At 37.9% G+C, this 21,208-nt stretch carries 21 protein-coding genes; 11 read left to right on the forward strand and 10 right to left on the reverse strand.

The window, feature by feature from the left end; genetic code table 11:
- Positions 1–42 precede the first annotated feature (42 nt).
- The 5 genes from ACFO5T_RS03300 to ACFO5T_RS03320 all read right to left on the reverse strand — a co-directional run bounded on the left by ACFO5T_RS03300 (position 43) and on the right by ACFO5T_RS03320 (position 7,743).
- Complete coding sequence (locus tag ACFO5T_RS03300) at positions 43–1,155, reverse strand: T9SS type A sorting domain-containing protein (RefSeq protein ID WP_380032011.1); 1,113 nt, start codon at positions 1,153–1,155, stop codon at positions 43–45.
- A gap of 41 nt (positions 1,156–1,196) precedes the next feature.
- The gene (locus ACFO5T_RS03305; protein ID WP_380032014.1) at positions 1,197–2,639 is read right to left on the reverse strand and encodes an SLC13 family permease; all 1,443 of its coding nucleotides are present in this window, start codon (positions 2,637–2,639) and stop codon (positions 1,197–1,199) included.
- A gap of 26 nt (positions 2,640–2,665) precedes the next feature.
- Complete coding sequence (recQ, locus tag ACFO5T_RS03310; protein ID WP_380032016.1) at positions 2,666–4,771, reverse strand: DNA helicase RecQ; 2,106 nt, start codon at positions 4,769–4,771, stop codon at positions 2,666–2,668.
- A 125-nt stretch (positions 4,772–4,896) separates the two neighbouring features.
- A complete protein-coding gene (locus ACFO5T_RS03315) occupies positions 4,897–5,235 on the reverse strand; it encodes a single-stranded DNA-binding protein (RefSeq protein WP_035325876.1) in 339 nt (112 codons plus the stop codon).
- 279 nt (positions 5,236–5,514) lie between these two features.
- Complete coding sequence (locus ACFO5T_RS03320; RefSeq protein ID WP_380032020.1) at positions 5,515–7,743, reverse strand: tetratricopeptide repeat-containing hybrid sensor histidine kinase/response regulator; 2,229 nt, start codon at positions 7,741–7,743, stop codon at positions 5,515–5,517.
- A gap of 321 nt (positions 7,744–8,064) precedes the next feature.
- Here ACFO5T_RS03320 and acs point away from each other — a divergent pair, with 321 nt between their 5' ends.
- The gene (gene acs / locus ACFO5T_RS03325; RefSeq protein WP_375252752.1) at positions 8,065–9,975 is read left to right on the forward strand and encodes an acetate--CoA ligase; all 1,911 of its coding nucleotides are present in this window, start codon (positions 8,065–8,067) and stop codon (positions 9,973–9,975) included.
- 40 nt (positions 9,976–10,015) lie between these two features.
- Here the strand turns inward: acs and ACFO5T_RS03330 are convergent, their stop codons facing one another.
- Positions 10,016–10,165, reverse strand: coding sequence for a hypothetical protein (locus ACFO5T_RS03330; protein WP_375252753.1), 150 nt, complete (start codon positions 10,163–10,165; stop codon positions 10,016–10,018).
- 160 nt (positions 10,166–10,325) lie between these two features.
- Between ACFO5T_RS03330 and trxA the strand changes: the two genes are divergently transcribed.
- The 10 genes from trxA to ACFO5T_RS03380 all read left to right on the forward strand — a co-directional run bounded on the left by trxA (position 10,326) and on the right by ACFO5T_RS03380 (position 17,827).
- The gene (gene trxA / locus ACFO5T_RS03335) at positions 10,326–10,622 is read left to right on the forward strand and encodes a thioredoxin (RefSeq protein WP_380032024.1); all 297 of its coding nucleotides are present in this window, start codon (positions 10,326–10,328) and stop codon (positions 10,620–10,622) included.
- Between the two features lies 1 nt (position 10,623).
- Complete coding sequence (locus tag ACFO5T_RS03340; protein ID WP_380032026.1) at positions 10,624–11,226, forward strand: thiamine phosphate synthase; 603 nt, start codon at positions 10,624–10,626, stop codon at positions 11,224–11,226.
- A gap of 19 nt (positions 11,227–11,245) precedes the next feature.
- Positions 11,246–11,410, forward strand: a complete 165-nt coding sequence (locus ACFO5T_RS03345; protein WP_375252756.1) for a hypothetical protein — start codon at positions 11,246–11,248, stop codon at positions 11,408–11,410.
- 133 nt (positions 11,411–11,543) lie between these two features.
- Positions 11,544–13,055 carry a carboxypeptidase-like regulatory domain-containing protein gene (locus ACFO5T_RS03350; RefSeq protein ID WP_380032028.1) on the forward strand — a complete coding sequence of 504 codons (1,512 nt, stop codon included), beginning with the start codon at positions 11,544–11,546 and terminating at the stop codon, positions 13,053–13,055.
- Positions 13,056–13,160: 105 nt separating this feature from the next.
- Positions 13,161–13,781: a DUF4230 domain-containing protein gene (locus ACFO5T_RS03355; RefSeq protein ID WP_038597668.1), complete on the forward strand. Its 621-nt coding sequence runs from the start codon at positions 13,161–13,163 to the stop codon at positions 13,779–13,781.
- Entirely contained in the window at positions 13,781–14,269 is a 489-nt protein-coding gene (locus ACFO5T_RS03360; protein WP_375252758.1) for a P-loop nucleotide/nucleoside kinase family protein, read from the forward strand. Before ACFO5T_RS03355 ends, ACFO5T_RS03360 begins: the two co-directional genes overlap by 1 nt.
- The gene (locus ACFO5T_RS03365; RefSeq protein ID WP_380032031.1) at positions 14,266–14,622 is read left to right on the forward strand and encodes an MmcQ/YjbR family DNA-binding protein; all 357 of its coding nucleotides are present in this window, start codon (positions 14,266–14,268) and stop codon (positions 14,620–14,622) included. The genes ACFO5T_RS03360 and ACFO5T_RS03365 overlap by 4 nt, the downstream gene beginning before the upstream one ends.
- Before the next feature lies 1 nt (position 14,623).
- Positions 14,624–16,396, forward strand: a complete 1,773-nt coding sequence (locus tag ACFO5T_RS03370) for a MutS-related protein (protein ID WP_380032034.1) — start codon at positions 14,624–14,626, stop codon at positions 16,394–16,396.
- A gap of 55 nt (positions 16,397–16,451) precedes the next feature.
- Positions 16,452–16,823, forward strand: coding sequence for a VOC family protein (locus tag ACFO5T_RS03375; RefSeq protein ID WP_380032036.1), 372 nt, complete (start codon positions 16,452–16,454; stop codon positions 16,821–16,823).
- Between the two features lie 2 nt (positions 16,824–16,825).
- Positions 16,826–17,827: a metal-dependent hydrolase gene (locus ACFO5T_RS03380; RefSeq protein ID WP_380032038.1), complete on the forward strand. Its 1,002-nt coding sequence runs from the start codon at positions 16,826–16,828 to the stop codon at positions 17,825–17,827.
- Here ACFO5T_RS03380 and ACFO5T_RS03385 read toward each other — a convergent pair.
- The 4 genes from ACFO5T_RS03385 to ACFO5T_RS03400 form a co-directional block, all read right to left on the reverse strand.
- Positions 17,824–18,243 carry a response regulator gene (locus tag ACFO5T_RS03385; protein WP_380032040.1) on the reverse strand — a complete coding sequence of 140 codons (420 nt, stop codon included), beginning with the start codon at positions 18,241–18,243 and terminating at the stop codon, positions 17,824–17,826. The genes ACFO5T_RS03380 and ACFO5T_RS03385 overlap by 4 nt on opposite strands.
- 4 nt (positions 18,244–18,247) lie before the next feature.
- A complete protein-coding gene (locus tag ACFO5T_RS03390) occupies positions 18,248–19,660 on the reverse strand; it encodes a sensor histidine kinase (protein WP_380032042.1) in 1,413 nt (470 codons plus the stop codon).
- On the reverse strand, positions 19,660–20,208 hold the full coding sequence (locus ACFO5T_RS03395) for a response regulator (RefSeq protein WP_038597651.1): 549 nt from the start codon (positions 20,206–20,208) through the stop codon (positions 19,660–19,662). The genes ACFO5T_RS03390 and ACFO5T_RS03395 overlap by 1 nt, the downstream gene beginning before the upstream one ends.
- Before the next feature lie 100 nt (positions 20,209–20,308).
- Entirely contained in the window at positions 20,309–21,136 is an 828-nt protein-coding gene (locus ACFO5T_RS03400; protein ID WP_380032044.1) for an AraC family transcriptional regulator, read from the reverse strand.
- Positions 21,137–21,208 lie beyond the last annotated feature (72 nt).

Here is a 21,208-nt window from a genome sequence, read left to right on the forward strand (position 1 = left end):
TTATAATTTGTTTTTGCAAAAATGTACAGTGCAGTGCAGTGCTTATTTCTTTATCACTTTTTGTGTTTCTAGAACCTCACCATCTCTATTAAATAGTTTCAAAAAGTACACTCCAGAGTTTATGTTGTGCAAAGTAATTGCCTCGCGATTGTGAGTTCCTTGCAAAACTATTTTCCCATTGATATCTATTAACTGAAAGTTATCACTAGATCTCGAACGTATATACAATCTATCGTTTACAACAGGATTAGGATAAACGATTGAATTTTCTTTCTTGAACTCATTTGTGTTTAACAATTCTGGATCTTCTATAAAGAAAATTTTCTGCGTTCCAGTGATATAATATAGATTAGATTCATAGCTAGTGATGCCTAATGGAGCATTGTCTGGAGTTACTACAAGTTCGGGGGTAACCGGTAGGGCGTCCTCTAGATCAAACTTAATTATACTATGGTTTGCCGAGCTTTCAATTGTAGCGTATAGCAAGCTATTTTTTAAATATACATCTTGTGCAAACCCAAAATTATAACCTTCCATATTAGAAACTAATACAGGAGTGGGCGAACTAGCAGTAATATCTATCTTATATAATGTTAAGTTGCTTCCATTTTCCGTGCGTTCAAAGAAATAAAGCTCATCATTATAAATTTCTCCAATAATTATTTGATTGTCATTCTCAAAGACCTCGGTTTCTGTGTACTCAGTATCATTCAAAGAATATTTTAAAATTGTATTATCTCGTACAAAGTAAAGTGTGCTGTTAGACAAAATTAAACCCAATTGGGCATCTACACTCGTATCATTAAATGCTTCGGTTTGTATAGGTAGGGCATCGTTCAAGTTTATTTTATAAAGAGAACTAGGAGTACCGCCTATGAGGATGTTAGAAGTTTCGTCATAAGCTAGTTTTATAAAGCCAATTCCAGATGTAGCTTCAGCTACTGTTATTTTATTAGTTGGGTCATTAAAGGGCACCTTTTGAATATAGGCTACATTGTTTGCGTTCACATCAAAGAGTCCTACGTATAATTCGTCATTAATAGTGTGTAGTGAAAATGGAGCTCCCTGCCCTGCAAATGAATCAGTAAAAATTTCTTGAGCTTGAGCTAGAACACTCTGAAACATTAATATACCAAAAAGTAATTTTAATTTCATAAAATGATTTTTCTTACAAATATAGTCTTAATGATTAAATATCAAAACAATACCGGAACTACATAGTAAGCCAGCGCAAAGAGTAAGCCCACAGAGATAAGATTTAAAACCACACCCACACGTGCCATCTGGTCTACGTGTACGTGACCACTTGCAAATACAATCGCATTAGGCGGTGTAGCCATAGGGAGCATAAAAGCACAACTAGAAGCAAGGGTTACGGGAATGACCATTTGTAGCATAGGCACATCCATCCCGATGGCAATACCTACCACAAGAGGTACGAGTATGGTCACGAGGGCTACATTACTCATTAACTCGGTCATAAAGAGCATTAAGAAAATAAGCACGGCAGTCACCACCCATATGCTCCAGTCTTCTTGCTGTGAGATGTAATCTCCTATCATATCTATAAAACCAGATTGCGCTAGTCCAGAGGCGAGTGCAAGACCACCGCCAAAAAGGATGAGAATCCCCCAAGGTAATCGCGAGGTATCTTCCCAATTGAGCGGAAAAGAACCTTTCTTGTAATCAATAGGTACTATAAACATAAGTAGTGCGGCAATGACAGAAATGGTTGTATCTGTAAGGGTAATATCTGGTAGCAGGTTGTTTAAATACGAGCGCAACATCCAGGAGATTGCTGTAATGAGGAATATGGCTAAGACCACTTTCTCACCCTTTGAGATAGGACCTAGTTTGTCAAGTTCAGTTTGTATAATATTTGCAGACTTCCCTATGGTGCCTAAACCGTTGCGATAAAAGACGCGGGTAATCATAAAGTAGGTAATAGTCATCAATAAGATAGAAAAGGGAACACCCATTTTCATCCATTGAAAAAAGCCTATATCTACATTATAGCTTTCATTTAAAAAGGCAAGCATTACAGAGTTAGGTGGTGTGCCTATCAATGTTGCCATCCCACCTATATTTGCGCCAAAGGCGATACCTAGCATAATACTAAGCGCAAAGTTGCGGTCGTTTTTTGTAAATCCATCTTCGTCATCTATGAGAAGCTGTATAACAGATACAGCTATAGGGAGCATCACGACCGTACTTGCTGTGTTTGAAATCCACATACTCATAAGGCCAGTGGCAATCATAAAACCTAAGATGATACCGTTTGCTTTAGTCCCTGTGATTTTGAGAATTGACAACGCAATACGCTTGTGCAGTTGTACTTTTTCTAGCGCTAGGGCGATGACAAATCCTCCAAAAAACAGATACACAATTGGGTTTGCATAGTTGCTTGCAACTTCTTTTATAGTACCTATACCAAGTAGTGGAAATAGTGCTAAAGGGATTAACGCGGTTACAGAGATAGAAACCGCTTCTGTAATCCACCAGATAATCATCCATACGGCAATGGCAACCACTTTGTCTATCGCTGGGTTGATAATATCAAAAGGTAATGCCAGTATGAGAATGCAAAGTAACGGGCCTGTAATAAAACCTATTTTTCGCGAAAGCGTAAATTCTTTCATAACCCTAAAAATAGGTAAAAAGAAAACTACTTACCCTTTAAAAATAGCGCAAGTCTTATTTTCCAGTACGGCATCTCCTCCTTGAAGAATTCATAAAAAGATTTGAGCTTATCTGGATCTGCCACTTTTAAGATGGCGTCGTGTACTTGCTTGACCTCTACGGGCTGTATAAACTGGTAAAAATCTATCTCCATACCCTCTTCGTGCAGCTTTATGAGGTGATTGTACACAGAGCCTATGGTGAGTTTGCGAGTCTCTGCAATTTCTTCAAGTGAGAGACCTTGCTGGATGAGGTTTTTAGTCTCGAGATACGTTTTGCTACCGCTTTTAGGTTTTGGTTTGTTGAGGTGTTCTTTGATGAGTTTTAAAAAGTCGGCGCCATATTTTTCCATTTTGGCTTGCCCTACACCTTGTATGTCTAAAAACTGTTTTTGAGTCACAGGCTCTTGGTCTTCCATATCTTTGAGAGACGCATCTGAGAATACAATATAAGCCGCAACATTTGCCTCTCTAGCTAGTTCGGCTCTTAGTTCTCGTAGTTTTTCAAAAAGAGAGCCTTTTGGTTTTTTAGGCTTACGTTCTTTAGTAATCGGTTTGGCTTTCTCCTTACTAGGTTTTGCAAGTTGTATCTTTTTACCGTCGTATAAAACTTCTTTAGAAAGCGGTGTGAGGAGAAGTCTTCCGCTTTCGCGAAAGCGTATTTCTAACAATCCTTGATTAATCATTTGTATCACATACTGCTGAAGATCTCGCCAAGAGACATCTTTTGCAGCGCCGTACGTTTTTATATTTTGGTACCCTTTGTCATACACTTGGGCGTTTTGAGAACCTCGTAAAACGTCTATCACGGTACCCATTGCTTCCTTTTGTTGCATACGTGCCACCCCGGAAAGTACTTTTTGAGTAAGTACGGTACCATCAAAATATGCGGGGGCATTTTTACAAATGTCACAGTTGCCACAGTCTTGCGATAAGAACTCGCCAAAGTAATTTATGAGAACCTTACGCCTACAGCTTAGAGCCTCTGCATATTGCTGCATACGGTCAAGCTTAGCCATCTGGTAGTCGGCATTTTTTGCTCCATCTATAAACTGGCGTAGCTGCATCGTGTCTGCATAGCTATAAAAAAGCACGGTGTGTGAGGGTAAGCCATCACGACCTGCTCTACCTATTTCTTGATAATATCCCTCAAGATTTTTAGGCATATTATAGTGTATGACCCAGCGCACGTTACTCTTGTCAATACCCATCCCAAAGGCAATTGTGGCGCAAATTATAGGTGTGGTGTCGTTTATAAAATCTTCTTGCACTTTTGAGCGTTGCTCTGCACTCATACCTGCGTGGTAGGCGGCAGCGTTGTGCCCGTTGCTCTTAAGTTTGGCCGCGAGATTTTCTGTGCTTTTTCTTGATAGACAGTAAATGATTCCACTCTCAAAAGGGTGATCTTCTAGAAAGTCAAGAATTTGCTCGTTTCTTTTTTGACCTGGTCGCACGTCCAGATAGAGGTTTGGTCTGTCAAAAGAGGAGATGTACTTTTTTGCTTGTGGGATACTAAGTTGTTGTGCAATGTCATCTTGTGTAGACCTATCTGCAGTTGCCGTGAGTGCTACAAGTGGTGTTTCTGGGTAACGTCTTTTTAAGTAGCCTAGTTGTGTGTATGCGGGTCTAAAATCGTGTCCCCAAGATGAGATACAGTGCGCCTCATCTATGGCAATGAGTGATATTTTTATAGTAGAAAGTACGGGGTCTAATAGTTGTAAACTTTCTGGAGCCACATAAATAAGATCTAGCGCATTGTGCTGTAGGTCAGATAGTACCTTTTGCATCTCTTCTGGTGGTTGTGTACTGTTATAATAGGCTGCCTTAATACCATTTGCTCGCAAAGCATCTACTTGATCTTTCATTAAAGCAATAAGCGGTGAGATCACGAGGGCAACCCCATCAAGCGCCAGTGCTGGCAGTTGAAAACACATAGACTTACCACCACCCGTAGGCATTATGACTAGTGCATCTTGCCCATTACAAATGGACTCAATAATCTCTTGCTGGTTAGGTCTAAAGCCATCATAACCAAAGTGAGTTTTGAGTAATTTATGTAAATCTTGTTGTGTGGGTAGTGCAGAATTTGTCATTGTGACAAAGGTACTCAATGTATGATTTTAATACCCCTATTTTATAATGGAGACTTAAGTTACAGCCAGACATATACATAAAATTGATGACGCATATATCTGACTGTAAACTAAGTGATAAGCTACTAGTTATTCTTGCTAAGCATTAATAACTCATTGCACACAATCTCTGTAGTGTACCTTTTTATACCATCTTTATCTTCCCAAGAACGGTTAGTAAGTTTTCCTTCTATAGCAATTTCTTGACCTTTTTGTACATAGCTCTCTACCACTTTTACAAGGCCACCACGTACTACGATGTTGTGCCAGTAGGCACGCTCTATCTTTTGTCCATTCTTGTCTTTATAAGAATCATCTGTAGCCATAGAGAAGTTGGCAATTTTGTTTCCGTCTGGAAAAGTTGTGATTTGTGGATCTTGACCTAAACGTCCAATAAGTTGTACTTTGTTGCGTAATGCATTCATAATAAAATTGTTTTCTTGAGCAGGTTAAGCCTGCCAAATTAGTTTCAGTTCTTTCTTGAGTCACTCCCAAGAAAATCATCGTTCTTGTGAACAGTGCAAATATGAAACATAAAACAATCTCCATACGAAAGGTAAACGCTTACTTACGTTTATAGTCGCTTGTAAATGATTGTAAGTATTTGTAAATGAATAAATTTCCTATCAACTTGTAAGGTAATTTGCTTATAATCAATTTTATAGGTTAATTATTAAGTCTGTTTTATACATTTTGTGAGTATGCTATGATAGGTGATGCAATAATAAAGCAAGAAGTTTTTCTGTCTTATACGGTTTTAAAATACTATCATCTATACCGTGTTTGCCCAGCTCATTACTTTCATTATTATAGTTTGTCGCAGTTAATGCTATAATAGGAGTTGTAGTATTAAATTCTCTTATGGCAACGCTCGCATCTATTCCATTCATCACGGGCATATTAATATCCATAAGGATAAAGTCATACGTGTTTTCTTGTACCATTGATACAGCTTCTAGGCCGTTACTAGCGGTATTGTTTTCAATACCATATTGCTCGAGAACTTTTTTGGTAACTACTTGATTGATTTTATTATCATCTACGATCAGTATTTTTTTACCCTTAAGCTTATCATAACCAGAGATTTCAAATGGAGCTTCTACGTGTTCTTCACTCCCGGTCTCGAGATCTATTTCAAAGTAAAAGTTTGAACCCTTGTTAGGGCTACTTTCTAATGAAAGTTTACTCCCCAGTATTTTTAAAATCTTATTTACAATGGGTAACCCTAAGCCTGTTCCGTCTTGAGTAGTTAAGTTTTCTGCTTGGGCAAATTCATTAAAGATATTTGCCTGTTCTTCTTCTGGTATACCTTGACCGGTATCTTTTACTTCAAACAGTATGCTGTTTACTTTGCCTACTTGTTTTTTGAGAGTTGCCTTTATGGTAATGCTGCCATCTTCTGTAAATTTACTAGCATTACTCATTAAGTTCATAAGCACTTGTGATATCTTGGTTTTATCTCCATACAATGTGTTAGGAATCTCTGGATCGATAATGCTATGAAAACTATTGTTATTCTTCTTATTAATAAATTCTAGGTTTTGCCCTATGTGATGTATTAATCTATCGAGGCTAAAATTTGACATCTGTAGGCGCTCCCCTTCCTTAGAGCCATATTTATTTAAACTCAGTATGTCATTTACCAAAGCCAGTAAATAATCTGCCGAAAATTTTAATGATTTGAGGTCGTCATTATGCGATTTAAGCGCAGGATCTTCTAAAAAAACAGAGGATAGACCTATGATTCCATACAGGGGTGTTCTCAACTCGTGGCTTATTGTAGATAGAAATTTAGTATTGCTACTTGCTAGCTTTTGTGATCTCTTTTTTGCTTCAAGATACTGTCTGTTTTTTGCTCTCAAATTTTGTAAAAGCTTATTTCTTTTTGATCTTCCATATAAAAGGGAGGCTATTAGTATGAGTAGAATAGCCCCTATAGCTAGTGTGGTTTTAAGGAGCAAATTGTTTTGTTGAGCCGTTTGTGCCGCTAGATCATTTTCTAACTTAGATGCTCTAAGTTCTTGTTTGTATTTGTTGAGATTAAAACGCGAAGTAGCATTTTTTTCTTGTTTAATTTTATTGGACTCATATCGTTTTTCAACGAGAGCATCATAAACTTTACGCACCTCATTAATCTCTCTGTACATCCCTAAAGATTCATAAGCCTGCATTAAATTTTTATAGTTATTAATCTTGTAATTATCATCTTGCTTCTCACCACCTATTTCCATAGATTTTTTTATTGCAGTAATAGCTTCTCGTGGTTTATCTTGTAATAGGTGTATGGCACCTTGTACATAGTAAACGGTACTCTCAAAATTTTGTTTTCTGCCGTTAAAATCGTGAAGCTCGAGCAGGTCTTTTGCCTTGTTTAGATACGGTTGCGCTCTATCTGGCTTGTTTATAGTAACATATAGTTCGGCTAGGTTATTATAGGCTACAAAATATGCTACCGTATTGTCTGCAACCTCTTGACTAAGTTCTAGTGACTTTTCAAAATACTCAATAGCTTTTTGCGGTTCTTGCTCAAAAAAAGTATTACCCAGATTGATATAAGCACTCACCATTCCAAAGGTGTCACTAGCTTGCCTGCGCTCCTCAAGACCCTTTGTAAATAGCTCTTCTGCTCCGTGTATATTGTCTACTTGTATAAAGGCGTTACCTAAAGCGCTTCGTAGTCTAGCCGCAAGAGCTTGCTCTTCGAGACGCTGTGCGTTTTCTATAAGATAGGGTGAAACCTCAATGATTTTTTCATAACTAGATTCATTAAATAGTTCTAATATGAGAGGTAGATATGAGTTAATTTCATCTTTTGTAAGCTCTTTTTCTTGAAGCATTAAAATATCTTCTTGAGAAAATTTTTCTTGGCTATAAGAAACGGCTGGCTGTAGGATTAAAAAAAAGAGTAAAAATAAAACGCTTTGTCTTACCATAGTATATGATTTGGGACCATTAAAGTAGCTCTTATCAATTTTTTATACTCAAAACAGACGTAATTAATTGATTTTGTGATTTATATCTTGAAAATAATACATTTTATCGATAAAATTTGCGATTTTTTATTTTTTCGTGATTTTTAGTAAGTATTTATATACCAAAAACTTATTCATTGGCGGATGCTTTAGGATATTGAGACGTAAATCCTGTTCCATTATAGTGTTGTGTGTATATAGATTACGCTTTCGCGAAAGCGTACTTATATCTTTTTCTATTAAATAATTACTTCCTATCTTTTATCTGTAATTAGAAAACTTATGAGTAACTACCACATAAAAGGCCTAGAGGAGTATTTTCAGGTATACCGAAAGTCTGTAAATACCCCCGAAAAATTTTGGGAAGAAATAGCCGAAGAGAACTTTGTCTGGAGAAAAAAGTGGGATACTGTACTGCAGTGGGATTTTACAAAACCAGAGGTAAAGTGGTTTGAAGGGGCGCAGCTCAACATCACAGAAAACTGTATAGATAGGCACCTGTATACTAAGGCAGATCAAACGGCTATCATTTTTGAGCCTAATGATGTAGATGAGCAAGCACAGCACATTACTTATAAACAACTGCACGAGCGCGTGTGCAAATTTGCAAACGTGTTAAAAGATCAGGGCATTGAGAAAGGTGATCGTGTATGTATATATCTCCCTATGATACCAGAACTCTCTATAGCCGTACTAGCCTGTGCTCGTATAGGCGCGGTACACTCTGTAGTATTTGCTGGTTTTTCTAGTACAGCACTTAGTACACGCATAAATGATGCTTCTTGTAAGCTAGTAATCACGAGTGATGGCTCTTATAGAGGTAAGAAAACCATAGATTTAAAAGGTATCGTAGATGAGGCACTTGCAAAAACCCCTTGTGTAGACAGTGTGCTTGTTGTAAAAAGAATACATACAGAAGTAGCAATAAAAGAAGGCCGTGATCACTGGTTACAGCCCTTACTAGAAAAAGCAAGTGCAACTTGTGATGCGGCCCTAATGAATGCCGAAGACCCTCTCTTTATACTTTATACATCTGGATCTACGGGTAAGCCTAAGGGTATGGTGCACACCACAGCGGGATATATGGTATATAGCGCATATACGTTTAAGAACGTTTTTCAATATAGACAAGGAGATGTATACTGGTGTACGGCAGATATAGGTTGGATTACCGGTCATAGCTATATCATATACGGGCCACTGGTAAATGGGGCAACTACAGTAATGTTTGAGGGTGTACCCACTTATCCAGACTGGGGTAGATTCTGGCAAATTGTAGAAAAACATAAAGTCACACAATTTTATACAGCACCTACGGCTATACGTGCGTTGGCCAAAGAGAGTCTTGATAATGTTACCAAATATGACCTATCAAGTATTAAAATTTTAGGAACCGTAGGAGAACCTATTAATGAAGAAGCGTGGCACTGGTATGATGAAAACATAGGTAAAAAAGGAATCCCAATAGCAGACACCTGGTGGCAAACTGAAACTGGAGGCATTATGATAAGTCCTATTCCATATGCTACACCTACTATACCCACCTTTGCAACATTACCATTACCAGGGATACAACCATCACTTATGGATGAAAATGGCGTCGAAATCAAGGGTAATCAAGTAGACGGGCGTCTTACTATCAAGTTTCCTTGGCCAGGGATGGCGCGTACCATATGGGGTAACCACCAGCGATATAAAGAAACCTATTTTACCGCCTATGAGAACAGGTATTTTACGGGTGATGGCGCCCTAAGAGATGCAACAGGTTATTATAGAATAACTGGTCGTGTAGATGATGTTATTATAGTATCCGGTCATAACCTAGGTACCGCACCTATAGAAGATGCCGTAAATGAGCACCCAGCTGTTGCAGAGAGTGCCATCGTAGGTTTTCCTCACGATGTAAAGGGTAATGCTTTATATGGGTATGTGATTCTTAAAGAAACAGGAGAGAGTAGGGATCAAGATAACGTGCGTAAGGAGATTAACCAGCTTATAACAGAACGTATAGGCCCTATTGCAAAACTGGATAAAATTCAATTTACACCAGGATTGCCAAAAACAAGGTCTGGTAAAATTATGAGAAGAATACTTCGTAAGATTGCTAGTGGCGAGAGTGAGCAGCTAGGAGATATAAGCACCCTGCTTAATCCAGAAGTTGTAGCGACTATAAAGGATAATGCATTACTATAAAAAAGTCCTAAGTAGTGGTACTTAGGACTTTTTATAAATTCTAGTTGTTATCATTAAGGTTATCTCTAGGTTGTACGTACTCTTTTTTATCTTTTACTTGGTGATTTATTTCTTTACCGTGAGTAGCTTCTAGATTAATAGCTTGTTCTTTTTTACTAGTTTTCTCGGGGTTAGGTGTTGTCTTGCTCATAATTCTTATTTTTTTTGTTTACCTCAAGATACATTCATAAAATAGTGTTTGCCATACTTTTAAAACTCTTTAACCTCTACTTGTTAATAAGTGTAAAAGTAGGTGAGTGAGTGTGGTTGTAGTAAGATAGATTAACTTTGTACTACTAAAAACATTTGCTATGAAATCTTCATTTTCCGATATCATAAATTCTGACACTCCTGTGCTAGTAGACTTTTTTGCTACTTGGTGTGGGCCGTGTAAAACGCTTGGACCTATTTTAGAACAAGTAAAAGAAACCCTAGGAGATGGTGTAAAAATTGTAAAGATTGATGTAGATAAAAACCAACCGCTAGCAGCAAAGTATCAAGTGCGCGGGGTGCCTACAATGATATTGTACAAAAATGGAAAACAGGTCTGGAGACAGTCTGGTGTACTAGACAAGACGGCATTAGTTGATATCATTAATAAATCATAATATGATTTTATTAATTTCTCCAGAGCAAACCACCCCAGATGAGGTAGAGACGCTTCACCATTTATTTGAAGCAGGTTTAACACATTATCATTTTAGAAAACCTGAAGCAAGCCTTGATGAACATATTACATACCTCAATCGAGTAGACGCTCAGTATCACAACCGTATAATGACTCATAACTATCACGAGGAGCTTTGTAAGAAGTTTGACTTGCGCGGTGTGCATCTTGAAGAAGCAAAGTGGAGAGCGCAAGAAACTCGGTTAGAAGGGTATGTTTCCGCTTTCGCGAAAGCGAATAAAAAAGTATCATCATCATACCACGAGTTAGAAGATCTAGAAGCTCAGTCTGTAACTTTTGATTACACAATTCTAAGTCCCGTTTTTGCCGCTATTTCAAAAAGTGATATGCAAGGTCGTGGGTTTGATGTGCGAGCAAGCGATAAGTTTATTGTAGGGATGGGAGGTATTAATGCTGTAACCACGCCAGAGGCAGTGGCACTTGGCTTTAAAGGAGTAGGCGCTCTGGGAGGTATATGGAATGCACAAAACCCTGTGGCTGCATTTGTAGAAATGCAAGAAGCTTTTAAAGAGGCAAATACATAACCTATAGTATATTTGCAGTATGGCAAAAAGAGGAACACCAAAAAACACAAAGAATAAGGCAAAGCATTCTAAACTTATGGATCGCAAGAAAAAGAAAGAGCGCGAAAAAAGAGAAGCGAGCCAAGAGCGACTTAAAGTTGCCAAAGAAAAAATGAAAGCTCTTAAAGAGAATGAAGAAGAATAAAAAACATCCTACGGGATGTTTTTTTTGTTGATAGTTAGTTGTTTAGGTAACAATTAGGCTTTTACAGCGTCTTTGTAAAAACCTAGGCAACCATTTTAACTTTTGTTGCGTCTATATATAAAACAGCAATCTTATGACGGCACTTATAAAATTTATCTTAACACTCCTTATAGGCACATATGCAGCTACAGCAGTTGCTCAATCTTTTAACGCAACAGTACACGACGCGCGTACTAATGAGCCTATACCGTTTGCCACCGTAAAGCTGTCTAGAAACACTGGTACCATTACAAATGAGGAAGGCATCTTTACCATAGGAGAACGTAAACTAGCAAGTCTTAAAGACTCTGTATATATCTCTTCTATGGGATATGAGGAGGTGGCTATTTTACCTAAAAAAGTAGGAGATACAATTATTAAATTAAAGGTAAAGACTAACGAGCTAGAAAACGTTTTTCTTACCAATAATCCGCTAGAGGCAGAAGATATTATAGCGCGTGTAAAAGAAAATATTGCCACAAATTATCCCAACACTCTTACCGAGAAAAAAATATTTTTTAGACAATCTGCGTCTAATACTATGGATAAAATGGATGTTGAGGTAGAAAAGACAACCATTCCAGAGTTTAATCAAGCATTTATGGACAGCCTGGTGGGAGCGGTCGAAAAGAAAAGTGATTATTACAGCGAGTCTGTAGGTACGCTTGCTGGCAACTACAATAAACAAAAACTTGTTATTGATAAAGCGGCAAAGCTCTATGATAAAAGTAAGAAAGATGTAGGTGTAGAGAGTTTTGGTAAAAGACTGGAAGAGATTGTTGAGAAGAATGTAAAAGCAGATTCCTATTTTAAAATAAAATCTGGAATTATAGGTACAACCATAGAGGTAGACGACTCTACTAAGATGGGGAGCTCAAACGGCGGACTCAAAATTGAGGTAGATACAGAGCAAGAAGAAAATGATAAAGAACAGGCCATCACAGCGAGTATAAAGTCTGATCTCTCTGATCTTTTTGAAGCGATGTTTTATAAAGAAGATACAAAGCTAGATTTTTTAACAAAGTCCAACCGTTACCGTTTTACAAAAAAGGAATTTACATCTATAGGAGATGCTATTGTTTATGTGGTAGATTTTGAACCTAAGGGTAGAAAAGATTTTAAAGGCACGCTGTACATTAATACAGAAGACTATGCGGTAATGCGCCTAGAGTATGAGAATGTACGTAAGCTCTCTAGCTTTGGGATGTTCGGGATAAGCTATAAAAAGCACTTGTATAGAGGCAAGAGCATCTATGCAAAAGACGAAAATGGAGGCTACTCACTGCGATATATGGAGCTAGAAGATGGTGATAAAGTAGGCATAGATAGACCACTTAAAATCATCGAAAAAAATAAAAACGTAGCAGGCCGAAGAAAACAAAATGAAGTAGCGATGGAGATAGAGTTTGCAACTACGAGTTACTCAAAAAAAGAGCTTGTCGTGTTTAACTCTGTCGTAATAGACGAGCCAGCTTATAAAAATGTAACAGAGAGTGAAGAGCTAGAAGCGACCTACTTACCTAACTATGATCCTAATTTCTGGAAAGGGTACACTATTATGGAGCCTAATGCGGCCATACAGAGCTTTAAGTCAGAAAGCAAGTAACAATTCACCTCCCATATCATAATTAAGATAATGCCAGCATACTATCGAGAGTAGCTGGCATTTTTATGTATACAGGTCTAAGAGGGCTTTTAGTATCTTTACTTTATGGAATTAGTATTTATAGGGCTCGCAATAGGAGCGGTACTCTCATATTTTATATACAACTGGTTTTCTGGCAAATCAAAAACACCAGATGCCCACGCACAATCTGTAGTGCTTATGGAGCGCATACGCACGGTATGTAAGTTCATAACCGTAGAAGGCGATTTTGCCGAAATATATCACTATGAAGGCCTCAAAAATAAATGGATGAACCTCTTATTAGGTTCAAAAAAAGCTATTGTACTCATAGATGCAAAGGCGCACATAGGTTTTGATCTTACTAAAATAAAGATGGAGGCAGATGATAAGAATAGAACCATAAAACTCTTTGGCTTTCCAGATCCTGAGTTACTTTCTGTAGAGACAGATTTTAAGTATTATGACAAGAAAGAAGGCTGGGCAAACCCTTTTACTAGTACAGATCTTACCGAGATTAATAGAGAAGCAAAGCAGCACATACGCGATAAAATACCACAAAGCGGCTTGTATGAAGAGGCAAAATCTCAAGCACTTGAGACGGTGCAATTAATGCAAAAACTGGTAGAAACCATAGGCTGGAAACTAGACTACTCATCACTAGAAATATCAGACACTACAACGAGTAAACCTAAAATAGAAGCCTAGTGATACATCTCATTACAGGTAACACTGGCGCGGGTAAAACCACCTATGCCCTCGCTCTTAAAAAAGAGGTAAAAGGTGTCATATTCTCTATAGATTATTGGAACAAGACGCTCTTTCTAGATGACAAGAAAGAGACAGATGGTGTAGACTGGTTTTTAGAACGTATTAACCGCAGCGATGAGATGATACAGTCACTTATCATCCAGTTACACGAGGCAGGTACGCCAGCTATACTAGATTTAGGATTTGCAAAAGCAGATAGGAGAGCACGTTTTTACGCTTTCGCGAAAGCGCAACAAATCCCTTTCCAGTTACACTTTTTAGACATAGATAAAGAAGTTAGACAGCAGCGCGTGACGCATCGCAATCTAGAAAAAGGGACGACATATCAATTTGACGTCTCACCAGCCGATTTTGAATTTATGGAAACTTGGTTTGAACCGCTCACAAGTGCAGAGCGTAAAATCGCATATATCAAAAAAGGATGAATATAGAGGCCTTTAGAGAATATTGTATGAGTAAAAAAGGCGTAACAGAAGCGTTTCCCTTTGATGCAGATACGCTCGTTTTTAAGGTAATGGGTAAGATGTTTGCCGTGTGTGGACTAGAGCGCGTGCCTCTAGCTGTAAACCTTAAATGCGACCCAGATCGCTCTGTAGAACTGCGTGAGATGCACGACGGCGCCATTACTCCTGGCTGGCATATGAACAAAACACACTGGAACACTTGTGTGCTAGAATCGCTACCCGTCTCGTTACTTATTGAGCTTACAGACCACTCATATAATTTAGTGGTTTCAAAAATGACAAAAAAACTTCAAGCCGAGTTAAAGGCGCTATAATATGAATACACCTACTACCTTTTATAAGGATCAAATAACACAACACAGTCTTGAATTATCTAAAGTCAAGACAAAACTCAATGTGTCAAGTACTGTGCGTCTTGCCGTTTTTATAGCTACTGGAGCTGGTATATACTTTAGCCTCGGTAATACGCAATTGCTTATAGGTTGTTTACTATTGGGTATTGTTGCTTTTGTAATACTAGTGGGGCGTCATAGTAAGTTACAGCACGAGCGAGATCTACTTAAAGCACTCATAGTGCGTAGTGAAGTAGAGCTTAAAGTACTAGAACGAGATTTTACAGATTTACCAGATGGGAGTGAGTTTCATAATCCGGAACATTTATATAGTCAAGATATAGACCTTTTTGGCCGTGGATCTTTTTATCAATACTTTAATCGTACAGCGCTACAGAGCGGCTCTGCAAGACTTGCAGAGATGATGCTCTCTAATGATACACTAGAGATTAAAAAGAAGCAAGAAGCCGTAAAGGAGCTTAGTACACTTGCCACTTGGAGACTTAGATATGGAGCTATTGCATCACTTGTAAAAACAGATGTCTCTGCGCAGGCTGTTGTAAGCTGGTTACAAGAGTATACCACTTTTGTACCTAAGATGATGAAAGTTTTTACAAAGGTCTTTTCTGTAATTTCACTGGCAGTAGTTGGAGCTTATTTTTTAGGGTTTATTGCCGGCTGGTGGGTATTTGTCATTTTTGGTATTGGTTTATTAATAAGTGGGCGATATGTAAAAAACATAGGGTTACTTTCGGCTCATACAAGTGCTATACAGACTACATTTACTCAATATGCAAGTTTACTTGCAGAGATAGAAACTCAAGAGTTTACGAGTACACTTCTTAATAATAAAAGAGAAAAAGTCATTACAGAAGCACAAGCAAGTTCTAGTATTTTAAAAAAATTCTCAAGACACCTTGATGCCCTAGATCAACGTAATAACATATTAGTAGGACTTATAACTAATGGGTTTTTTCTGCGTGATATAGGTGTTGTGTACAAGATAGAAGATTGGATTATTACAAATCGAGAGGCGGTAAATGATTGGTTTGAGGTGATATCATTTTTTGACGCTTACAATAGCTTGGGTAATTATACCTTTAATCATAACCATCACGTCTTTCCAGAAATTGTAGCAGCTGGAGAAACCTTACGTGTAAAGGGAGCGGCACACCCGCTGCTAGATCCTGCCATTGCTGTGACTAATGATATTACTATAAAAGATGATGAGTTTTTTATAGTAACAGGTGCAAATATGGCTGGTAAAAGTACTTTTTTACGCACCGTTGCTTTACAAATTGTAATGAGCAACATAGGCTTACCTGTTTGTGCCAGTGAGGCAGTTTATAAACCCATAAAACTCATTACCAGTATGCGCACCACAGATAGCCTTACAGATGATGAGAGTTACTTCTTTAGTGAGCTCAAGCGCCTTAAGTTTATAGTAGATGAGATTGTAAACGAGCGCTATTTTATCATACTAGATGAAATTCTAAAAGGAACTAATAGTACAGATAAAGCTGCTGGCTCCCGTAAGTTTATAGACAAGCTGGTAGGTAATGGAGCAACCGGCATTATAGCAACACACGACTTAAGTCTTTGTGAGGCCGCAAACGATCTTGCAGAGGTAAAGAACTATTACTTTGATGCACAAATTATAGATGATGAGCTATTTTTTGATTACACCTTTAAGGAAGGCATTTGTCAAAATATGAATGCAAGCTTTCTTCTTAAAAAGATGGGTATAGTAGATTAATGCCTTCACTTAATATGAATTACTAACTTTACGATAGTAACTTAAAACTTCTATTATGACACTTGGTGCCTTTTCTACGAGTCTAAATGTAAAAAACCTTAAAGAAAGCAGAACTTTTTATGAGACGCTTGGGTTTAACGTTTTTGCAGGTTCGATGGAGCAAAACTATTTGATTATGAAAAATCAAAATGCTCTCATAGGTCTTTTTCAAGGAATGTTTGAGGGTAACATCCTTACATTTAATCCAGGTTGGGATGAAAATGCCCAGCCTCAAGATCAATATGATGATGTGCGAGTAATACAAGAACATCTCAAAGCACATAATGTGACACCCATCACTGAAGTAGATACCTCTACAAGCGGCCCTGGAAGTATGTTGTTTAAAGACCCAGACGGTAATATGATATTAATAGATCAGCACATATAATATTGGATAGTCTAACTCAAATAGTACTAGGTGCAGCCGTAGGAGAAGCTGTTTTAGGTAAAAAAGTGGGTAATAGAGCAATGCTCTGGGGAGCCATAGCTGGCACCATACCAGATCTAGATGTGGTGTGGAGATACCTTACAGATACTATTACAGCAACAGAGATGCACAGAGGCTTTAGCCACAGCATCATTTTTGCACTCATAGCCGCACCGTTTTTTGGGTGGCTTGTCCACCAGATAAAAAAGCGACCAGATGTAGGCTGGGCGGGCTGGTCAAAACTTTTCTTTTGGGGCCTGTTTACACATCCACTTTTAGATGCATTTACCACCTGGGGGACACAAATATTTTGGCCCTTTCACTGGAGAGTTGCTTTTAATAGCGTTTTTGTGGTGGACCCTTTATACACACTGCCATTTCTCATATGTGTTATTGCGGCGGCTACAAGGGGTAGAGGTACGCTTTCGCGAAAGCGTACTAACAACCTAGGTATTTATCTTAGTACGGCTTATTTATTACTTACGGTTCTCATAAAATTTGCGGTGCACCATAAAGTAGAAGCGTCATTGCAAGAGCAAGGAATCACGTATACTAAAATCTCGACCAGACCTGCGCCACTCAACACGGTTTTATGGAATATTAATATCGATACACAGGATACTTACCTTATAGGCGATTACTCGTTTTTTGATTCTCAACCTATAGTTTATAAAACGTTTCCTAAAAAAAGAGCGCAAGCCCAAAAGTGGATTGAGACAGATGAGGTACAACGCCTTATTACCATTTCTGAAGGATGGTACATCTTAGAAAAAGAGGAAGAGAGCTGGGTGTATAATGACCTCCGTTTTGGCCTCATTACAAATGATGATAATGATAGTCAGTTTGTGTTTAGATACCTTCTTACAGAAAATGATGGTACCATAACCGCCACCGAAGACCGACCTACGCCAGAAAATGGAAAGAAGCTACTCATAGATTTATGGCAACGACTTAAAGGCAATTAATCATCAAATCTGCCTGGAAATTGCTCACGCAATATCTTCATAAGACTTTCTTTTGTGAGTGGCTTGTTATCAAAGTGACACAGTAAAGGATACTTCTCAGCCTTTTGCTTATCTACTGGTGATGTTGAGGTCGTGAGCATTGCTATAACAACACCTGCTTTCTGGTTGATTTCTAGCTTCTCATAATGTTCTAAAAACTCAAATCCATCCATACCCGGCATATTAATGTCTAAAAAGATGAGGTCAGGTTTTGGGTAGTCCTCATCTATTAACGTTTTTAGGTATTCTAGTCCTTCTTCACCAGAGTATTTTATTGTCACTTTTGCGGTAACTTTTGCTTTTTTTATGACTCTAGAGTGTACAAAGTTATCAGACTCAGAGTCATCTATAAGTAATATCTCTCTTAGTGGTTGCATATGGTTATTTTTTTAATGTAAAGGTAAAAGTACTCCCTTCACCTATAGTAGATGATACGCTTATTTTACCTTTATGGAGTTCTACAATTTTTTGACAGAAAGCGAGACCTATACCAGTACCTTCATAATCTTTTGCACTGTGTAGTCTGGTAAACATATTAAACACCTTCTCAAGGTGTTCCTTTTTAATACCTAGACCATTATCTATAACTTCAAACCTATAATATAGCTTAGTCTCGCTAAGTCCTATATGAATTTTTGGGGTACGCTCTGGAGGTGTAAATTTAATTGCATTAGTAATAAGGTTTGTAAATAGCTGTCTTAGTTCTACAGGGTAACCAGGTACAATGGGTAAGGTGTCGTGAGTAATGACAGTTTGTGTTTCTTCTATTTTTGGGCCTAGGTCTATCTTAATCTCTTCTATAAGTTGAGAGAGCTCTACTTTAGATCGTGATCCAGATCGCCCTAACCTACTATAATTAAGAAGACCAGTAATAAGGGTTTTCATACGAGAAGTAGCCCCTTTTATAAACCCAAAATAAGTAGCGGCTTCACCGTCTAGCTTCTCTGCATAATCTTCTTCAAAGAGGTCTATAAAATTATCTACTGTACGTAATGGTTCTTGTAAATCGTGAGAGGCAATGTATGCAAACTGGTTAAGTTGTTTGTTCTTATTTTCCATCTCGTGTATGAGATCCTCATTCATTGCCATTTGTGCTTCCTTAAGGGCAATCTCATCATCTCTAGAGTGCACTAGCTCGATTAACTTTTCATTATTTTCTGCGAGTCTTGAGAAGAGTGGCATAAGGCGTTTTTTTACCGCATATACATTATAAAGCATAAGCAATAGCGCGATAACCAGAGCGATAAGGCTCAAAACATAGATATTATCATAAGTAGACTTACGTTCTTTTAAAATCTCATTTTCTTCTATGAGCATAACATTCTTCATACTCTCTATATCTTCTATGAGTTGAAGTGTTTCTGCCCTACCCGATTTTTTTCTATTTTCTTCTGGTGTGCGTAAGATGTAGTTATCTAGGTTGTCATTCATCCCCTCGACGCGCTGGTTGAGTAGAGAGCGCATTTTTTTAAGGTTTTTGACCTGTACGGGGTCGCCTTCTATTTTTTGTTCTAGAACTTCTAGGCGATCATCAAGTTTTGCAATTTCTACCTTGTAATCTATACGGTAATCTGGGTCTTTACTTATGAGATAGCCTCTCAATTTTGTTTCGGCTTTGAGTATAGTTTCTGATACGCTGTGTATTTGCGCCTTAACTTCATTAGTATGTACTATCCACTTTTGAGAATATTGTGATGCTAGATAAAGCGCCCCTATAAGCAAGATGACTGCTAGGGTAGAAAAAAAACTAAGGTATAGGGACCTTACGATATTTTTAGACTGAGAGCTATCCATTAGTCTAGGGATAAAAACTTAAGTACTTTTTCTTTAAGTGAAAGAATGGCTTCCTTGTGCTCATAGGCTTCAAAATCGTGGTGGCGTAGATAATCTGTAAGCTCTTTTTCTCTTGCATCTTTCTCGCGTTGTCTCTCTAGGCGCTTAATGAGATCTTGCTTTTCTGAAATAAATTTTTCAAAAAGAGGGAGCAATTTTTGCTGTAAATTCTGGAGATTTTCTTTTAAGAAAAAACCAGAAGCGCCACTCATAATAAGTTCGGCGGCTTTTTCTTCATTATTAAGATTTCCAGTGATGATAATGACTGGAATCTCTTTATTAAATTCTTTTACCTGTTTTATAACGTCAAAGCCCGTAAAACCCTCGAGGTTAAAATCACTTATCACGATGTCTGGTAAAAACTGTTTAAGAGCCACCGCAAGCGAGAGTTCCTTATCAGAAATACTTATTTCTACATTTGTGCAAAACTTCTTTATTTGCTTCTGGACTAAAAATGCGTCAGACACTAAGTCTTCTACTATAAGTATACGCAGAGGAGTATCTATCATCTGTATGTGGTCTTGGTTGTTAAGGTAAAGATATGTGTATTTAACACTTTATCGTCTTAAGATAATTATAAAAAACATAACTAGCGAGTTTGAGGTTTTGTCATTTTCCTTTTCTAAAAACTGTGGGAGTGATTCCTTTTATAGATTTAAAGCTTTTATTAAAATGAGATAGCGTTTTATAGCCGCATAGGTCTGCTATAGTACCTATGGTGAGATCGCTATCTGTAGCAAGATAAGTACAGGCTTTTGAGATACGTACTTCTGTAAGAAACGTAAAATACGTCTTATTTGTGCGTTGTTTAAAATATTTACAAAACCCGTGTGGCGTCAGTGCTGTGAGAGCGGCAAGTTGTGCTAGAGTAATGTCTTGGTGATAGTTGCTTAAGGTGTAGTCAAAGATGGCGCTCATACGCTTTCCGTCTTTTTCAGAGATATGGCGTTCGTATATAAATTCAGATAGGGGAGAGTGCTTTGCGACCTTGAGCGCGGTTATAATGTTTATAAAATAGCCCAGCTTATAGATGCCTTTTGCTGTAGCGATGTAGTTAAAAAGCGCAGCGATATCTGGCGTTATGGAGGTTTTAAATCCCGCTTTCGCGAAAGCGTAAAAGTCTACAATCCCTTTGCCCTCATCTAGTGCCAAAAATGTATCTCCAAAGGAGGCAAGACTAAAAAAAACCGTATGCATTAACGCCTGTTTACCATCGCTATTAAAAACGTGCGGCTGGTGACTACCCAAAACAATAATGTCTCCTTTAACAAAAGAATGGACCGCATCTCCTGCAAAGAGTGTCCCAGATCCTTCTTTTATAAAACTTATTTGCACCTCTTCGTGATTGTGAAGGGAGTTGTATAACACACCTTCATCAACTTGAAAAAGTATGGCAGCATTAGTAGGCTTGGGTATTTTAAAAGGCAACACTTTCATAGAGCTAAGATACTTTTTTGCTTGATAATGACATAAGAGCTTAATATTTGGATAATATACAGTCAGTAATGG

This window comes from Dokdonia genika, from assembly GCF_042652845.1.
Taxonomy (GTDB): domain Bacteria; phylum Bacteroidota; class Bacteroidia; order Flavobacteriales; family Flavobacteriaceae; genus Dokdonia; species Dokdonia donghaensis.

Bases quoted from the DNA above. Each gene is read 5' to 3' on its own strand.
- ACFO5T_RS03300 (WP_380032011.1), bottom strand. From the start codon at position 1,155: ATGAAATTAAAATTACTTTTTGGTATATTAATGTTTCAGAGTGTTCTA.
- ACFO5T_RS03305 (WP_380032014.1), bottom strand. From the start codon at position 2,639: ATGAAAGAATTTACGCTTTCGCGAAAAATAGGTTTTATTACAGGCCCG.
- recQ (WP_380032016.1), bottom strand. From the start codon at position 4,771: ATGACAAATTCTGCACTACCCACACAACAAGATTTACATAAATTACTC.
- ACFO5T_RS03315 (WP_035325876.1), bottom strand. From the start codon at position 5,235: ATGAATGCATTACGCAACAAAGTACAACTTATTGGACGTTTAGGTCAA.
- ACFO5T_RS03320 (WP_380032020.1), bottom strand. From the start codon at position 7,743: ATGGTAAGACAAAGCGTTTTATTTTTACTCTTTTTTTTAATCCTACAG.
- acs (WP_375252752.1), top strand. From the start codon at position 8,065: ATGAGTAACTACCACATAAAAGGCCTAGAGGAGTATTTTCAGGTATAC.
- ACFO5T_RS03330 (WP_375252753.1), bottom strand. From the start codon at position 10,165: ATGAGCAAGACAACACCTAACCCCGAGAAAACTAGTAAAAAAGAACAA.
- trxA (WP_380032024.1), top strand. From the start codon at position 10,326: ATGAAATCTTCATTTTCCGATATCATAAATTCTGACACTCCTGTGCTA.
- ACFO5T_RS03340 (WP_380032026.1), top strand. From the start codon at position 10,624: ATGATTTTATTAATTTCTCCAGAGCAAACCACCCCAGATGAGGTAGAG.
- ACFO5T_RS03345 (WP_375252756.1), top strand. From the start codon at position 11,246: ATGGCAAAAAGAGGAACACCAAAAAACACAAAGAATAAGGCAAAGCAT.
- ACFO5T_RS03350 (WP_380032028.1), top strand. From the start codon at position 11,544: ATGACGGCACTTATAAAATTTATCTTAACACTCCTTATAGGCACATAT.
- ACFO5T_RS03355 (WP_038597668.1), top strand. From the start codon at position 13,161: ATGGAATTAGTATTTATAGGGCTCGCAATAGGAGCGGTACTCTCATAT.
- ACFO5T_RS03365 (WP_380032031.1), top strand. From the start codon at position 14,266: ATGAATATAGAGGCCTTTAGAGAATATTGTATGAGTAAAAAAGGCGTA.
- ACFO5T_RS03370 (WP_380032034.1), top strand. From the start codon at position 14,624: ATGAATACACCTACTACCTTTTATAAGGATCAAATAACACAACACAGT.
- ACFO5T_RS03375 (WP_380032036.1), top strand. From the start codon at position 16,452: ATGACACTTGGTGCCTTTTCTACGAGTCTAAATGTAAAAAACCTTAAA.
- ACFO5T_RS03385 (WP_380032040.1), bottom strand. From the start codon at position 18,243: ATGCAACCACTAAGAGAGATATTACTTATAGATGACTCTGAGTCTGAT.
- ACFO5T_RS03390 (WP_380032042.1), bottom strand. From the start codon at position 19,660: ATGGATAGCTCTCAGTCTAAAAATATCGTAAGGTCCCTATACCTTAGT.
- ACFO5T_RS03395 (WP_038597651.1), bottom strand. From the start codon at position 20,208: ATGATAGATACTCCTCTGCGTATACTTATAGTAGAAGACTTAGTGTCT.
- ACFO5T_RS03400 (WP_380032044.1), bottom strand. From the start codon at position 21,136: ATGAAAGTGTTGCCTTTTAAAATACCCAAGCCTACTAATGCTGCCATA.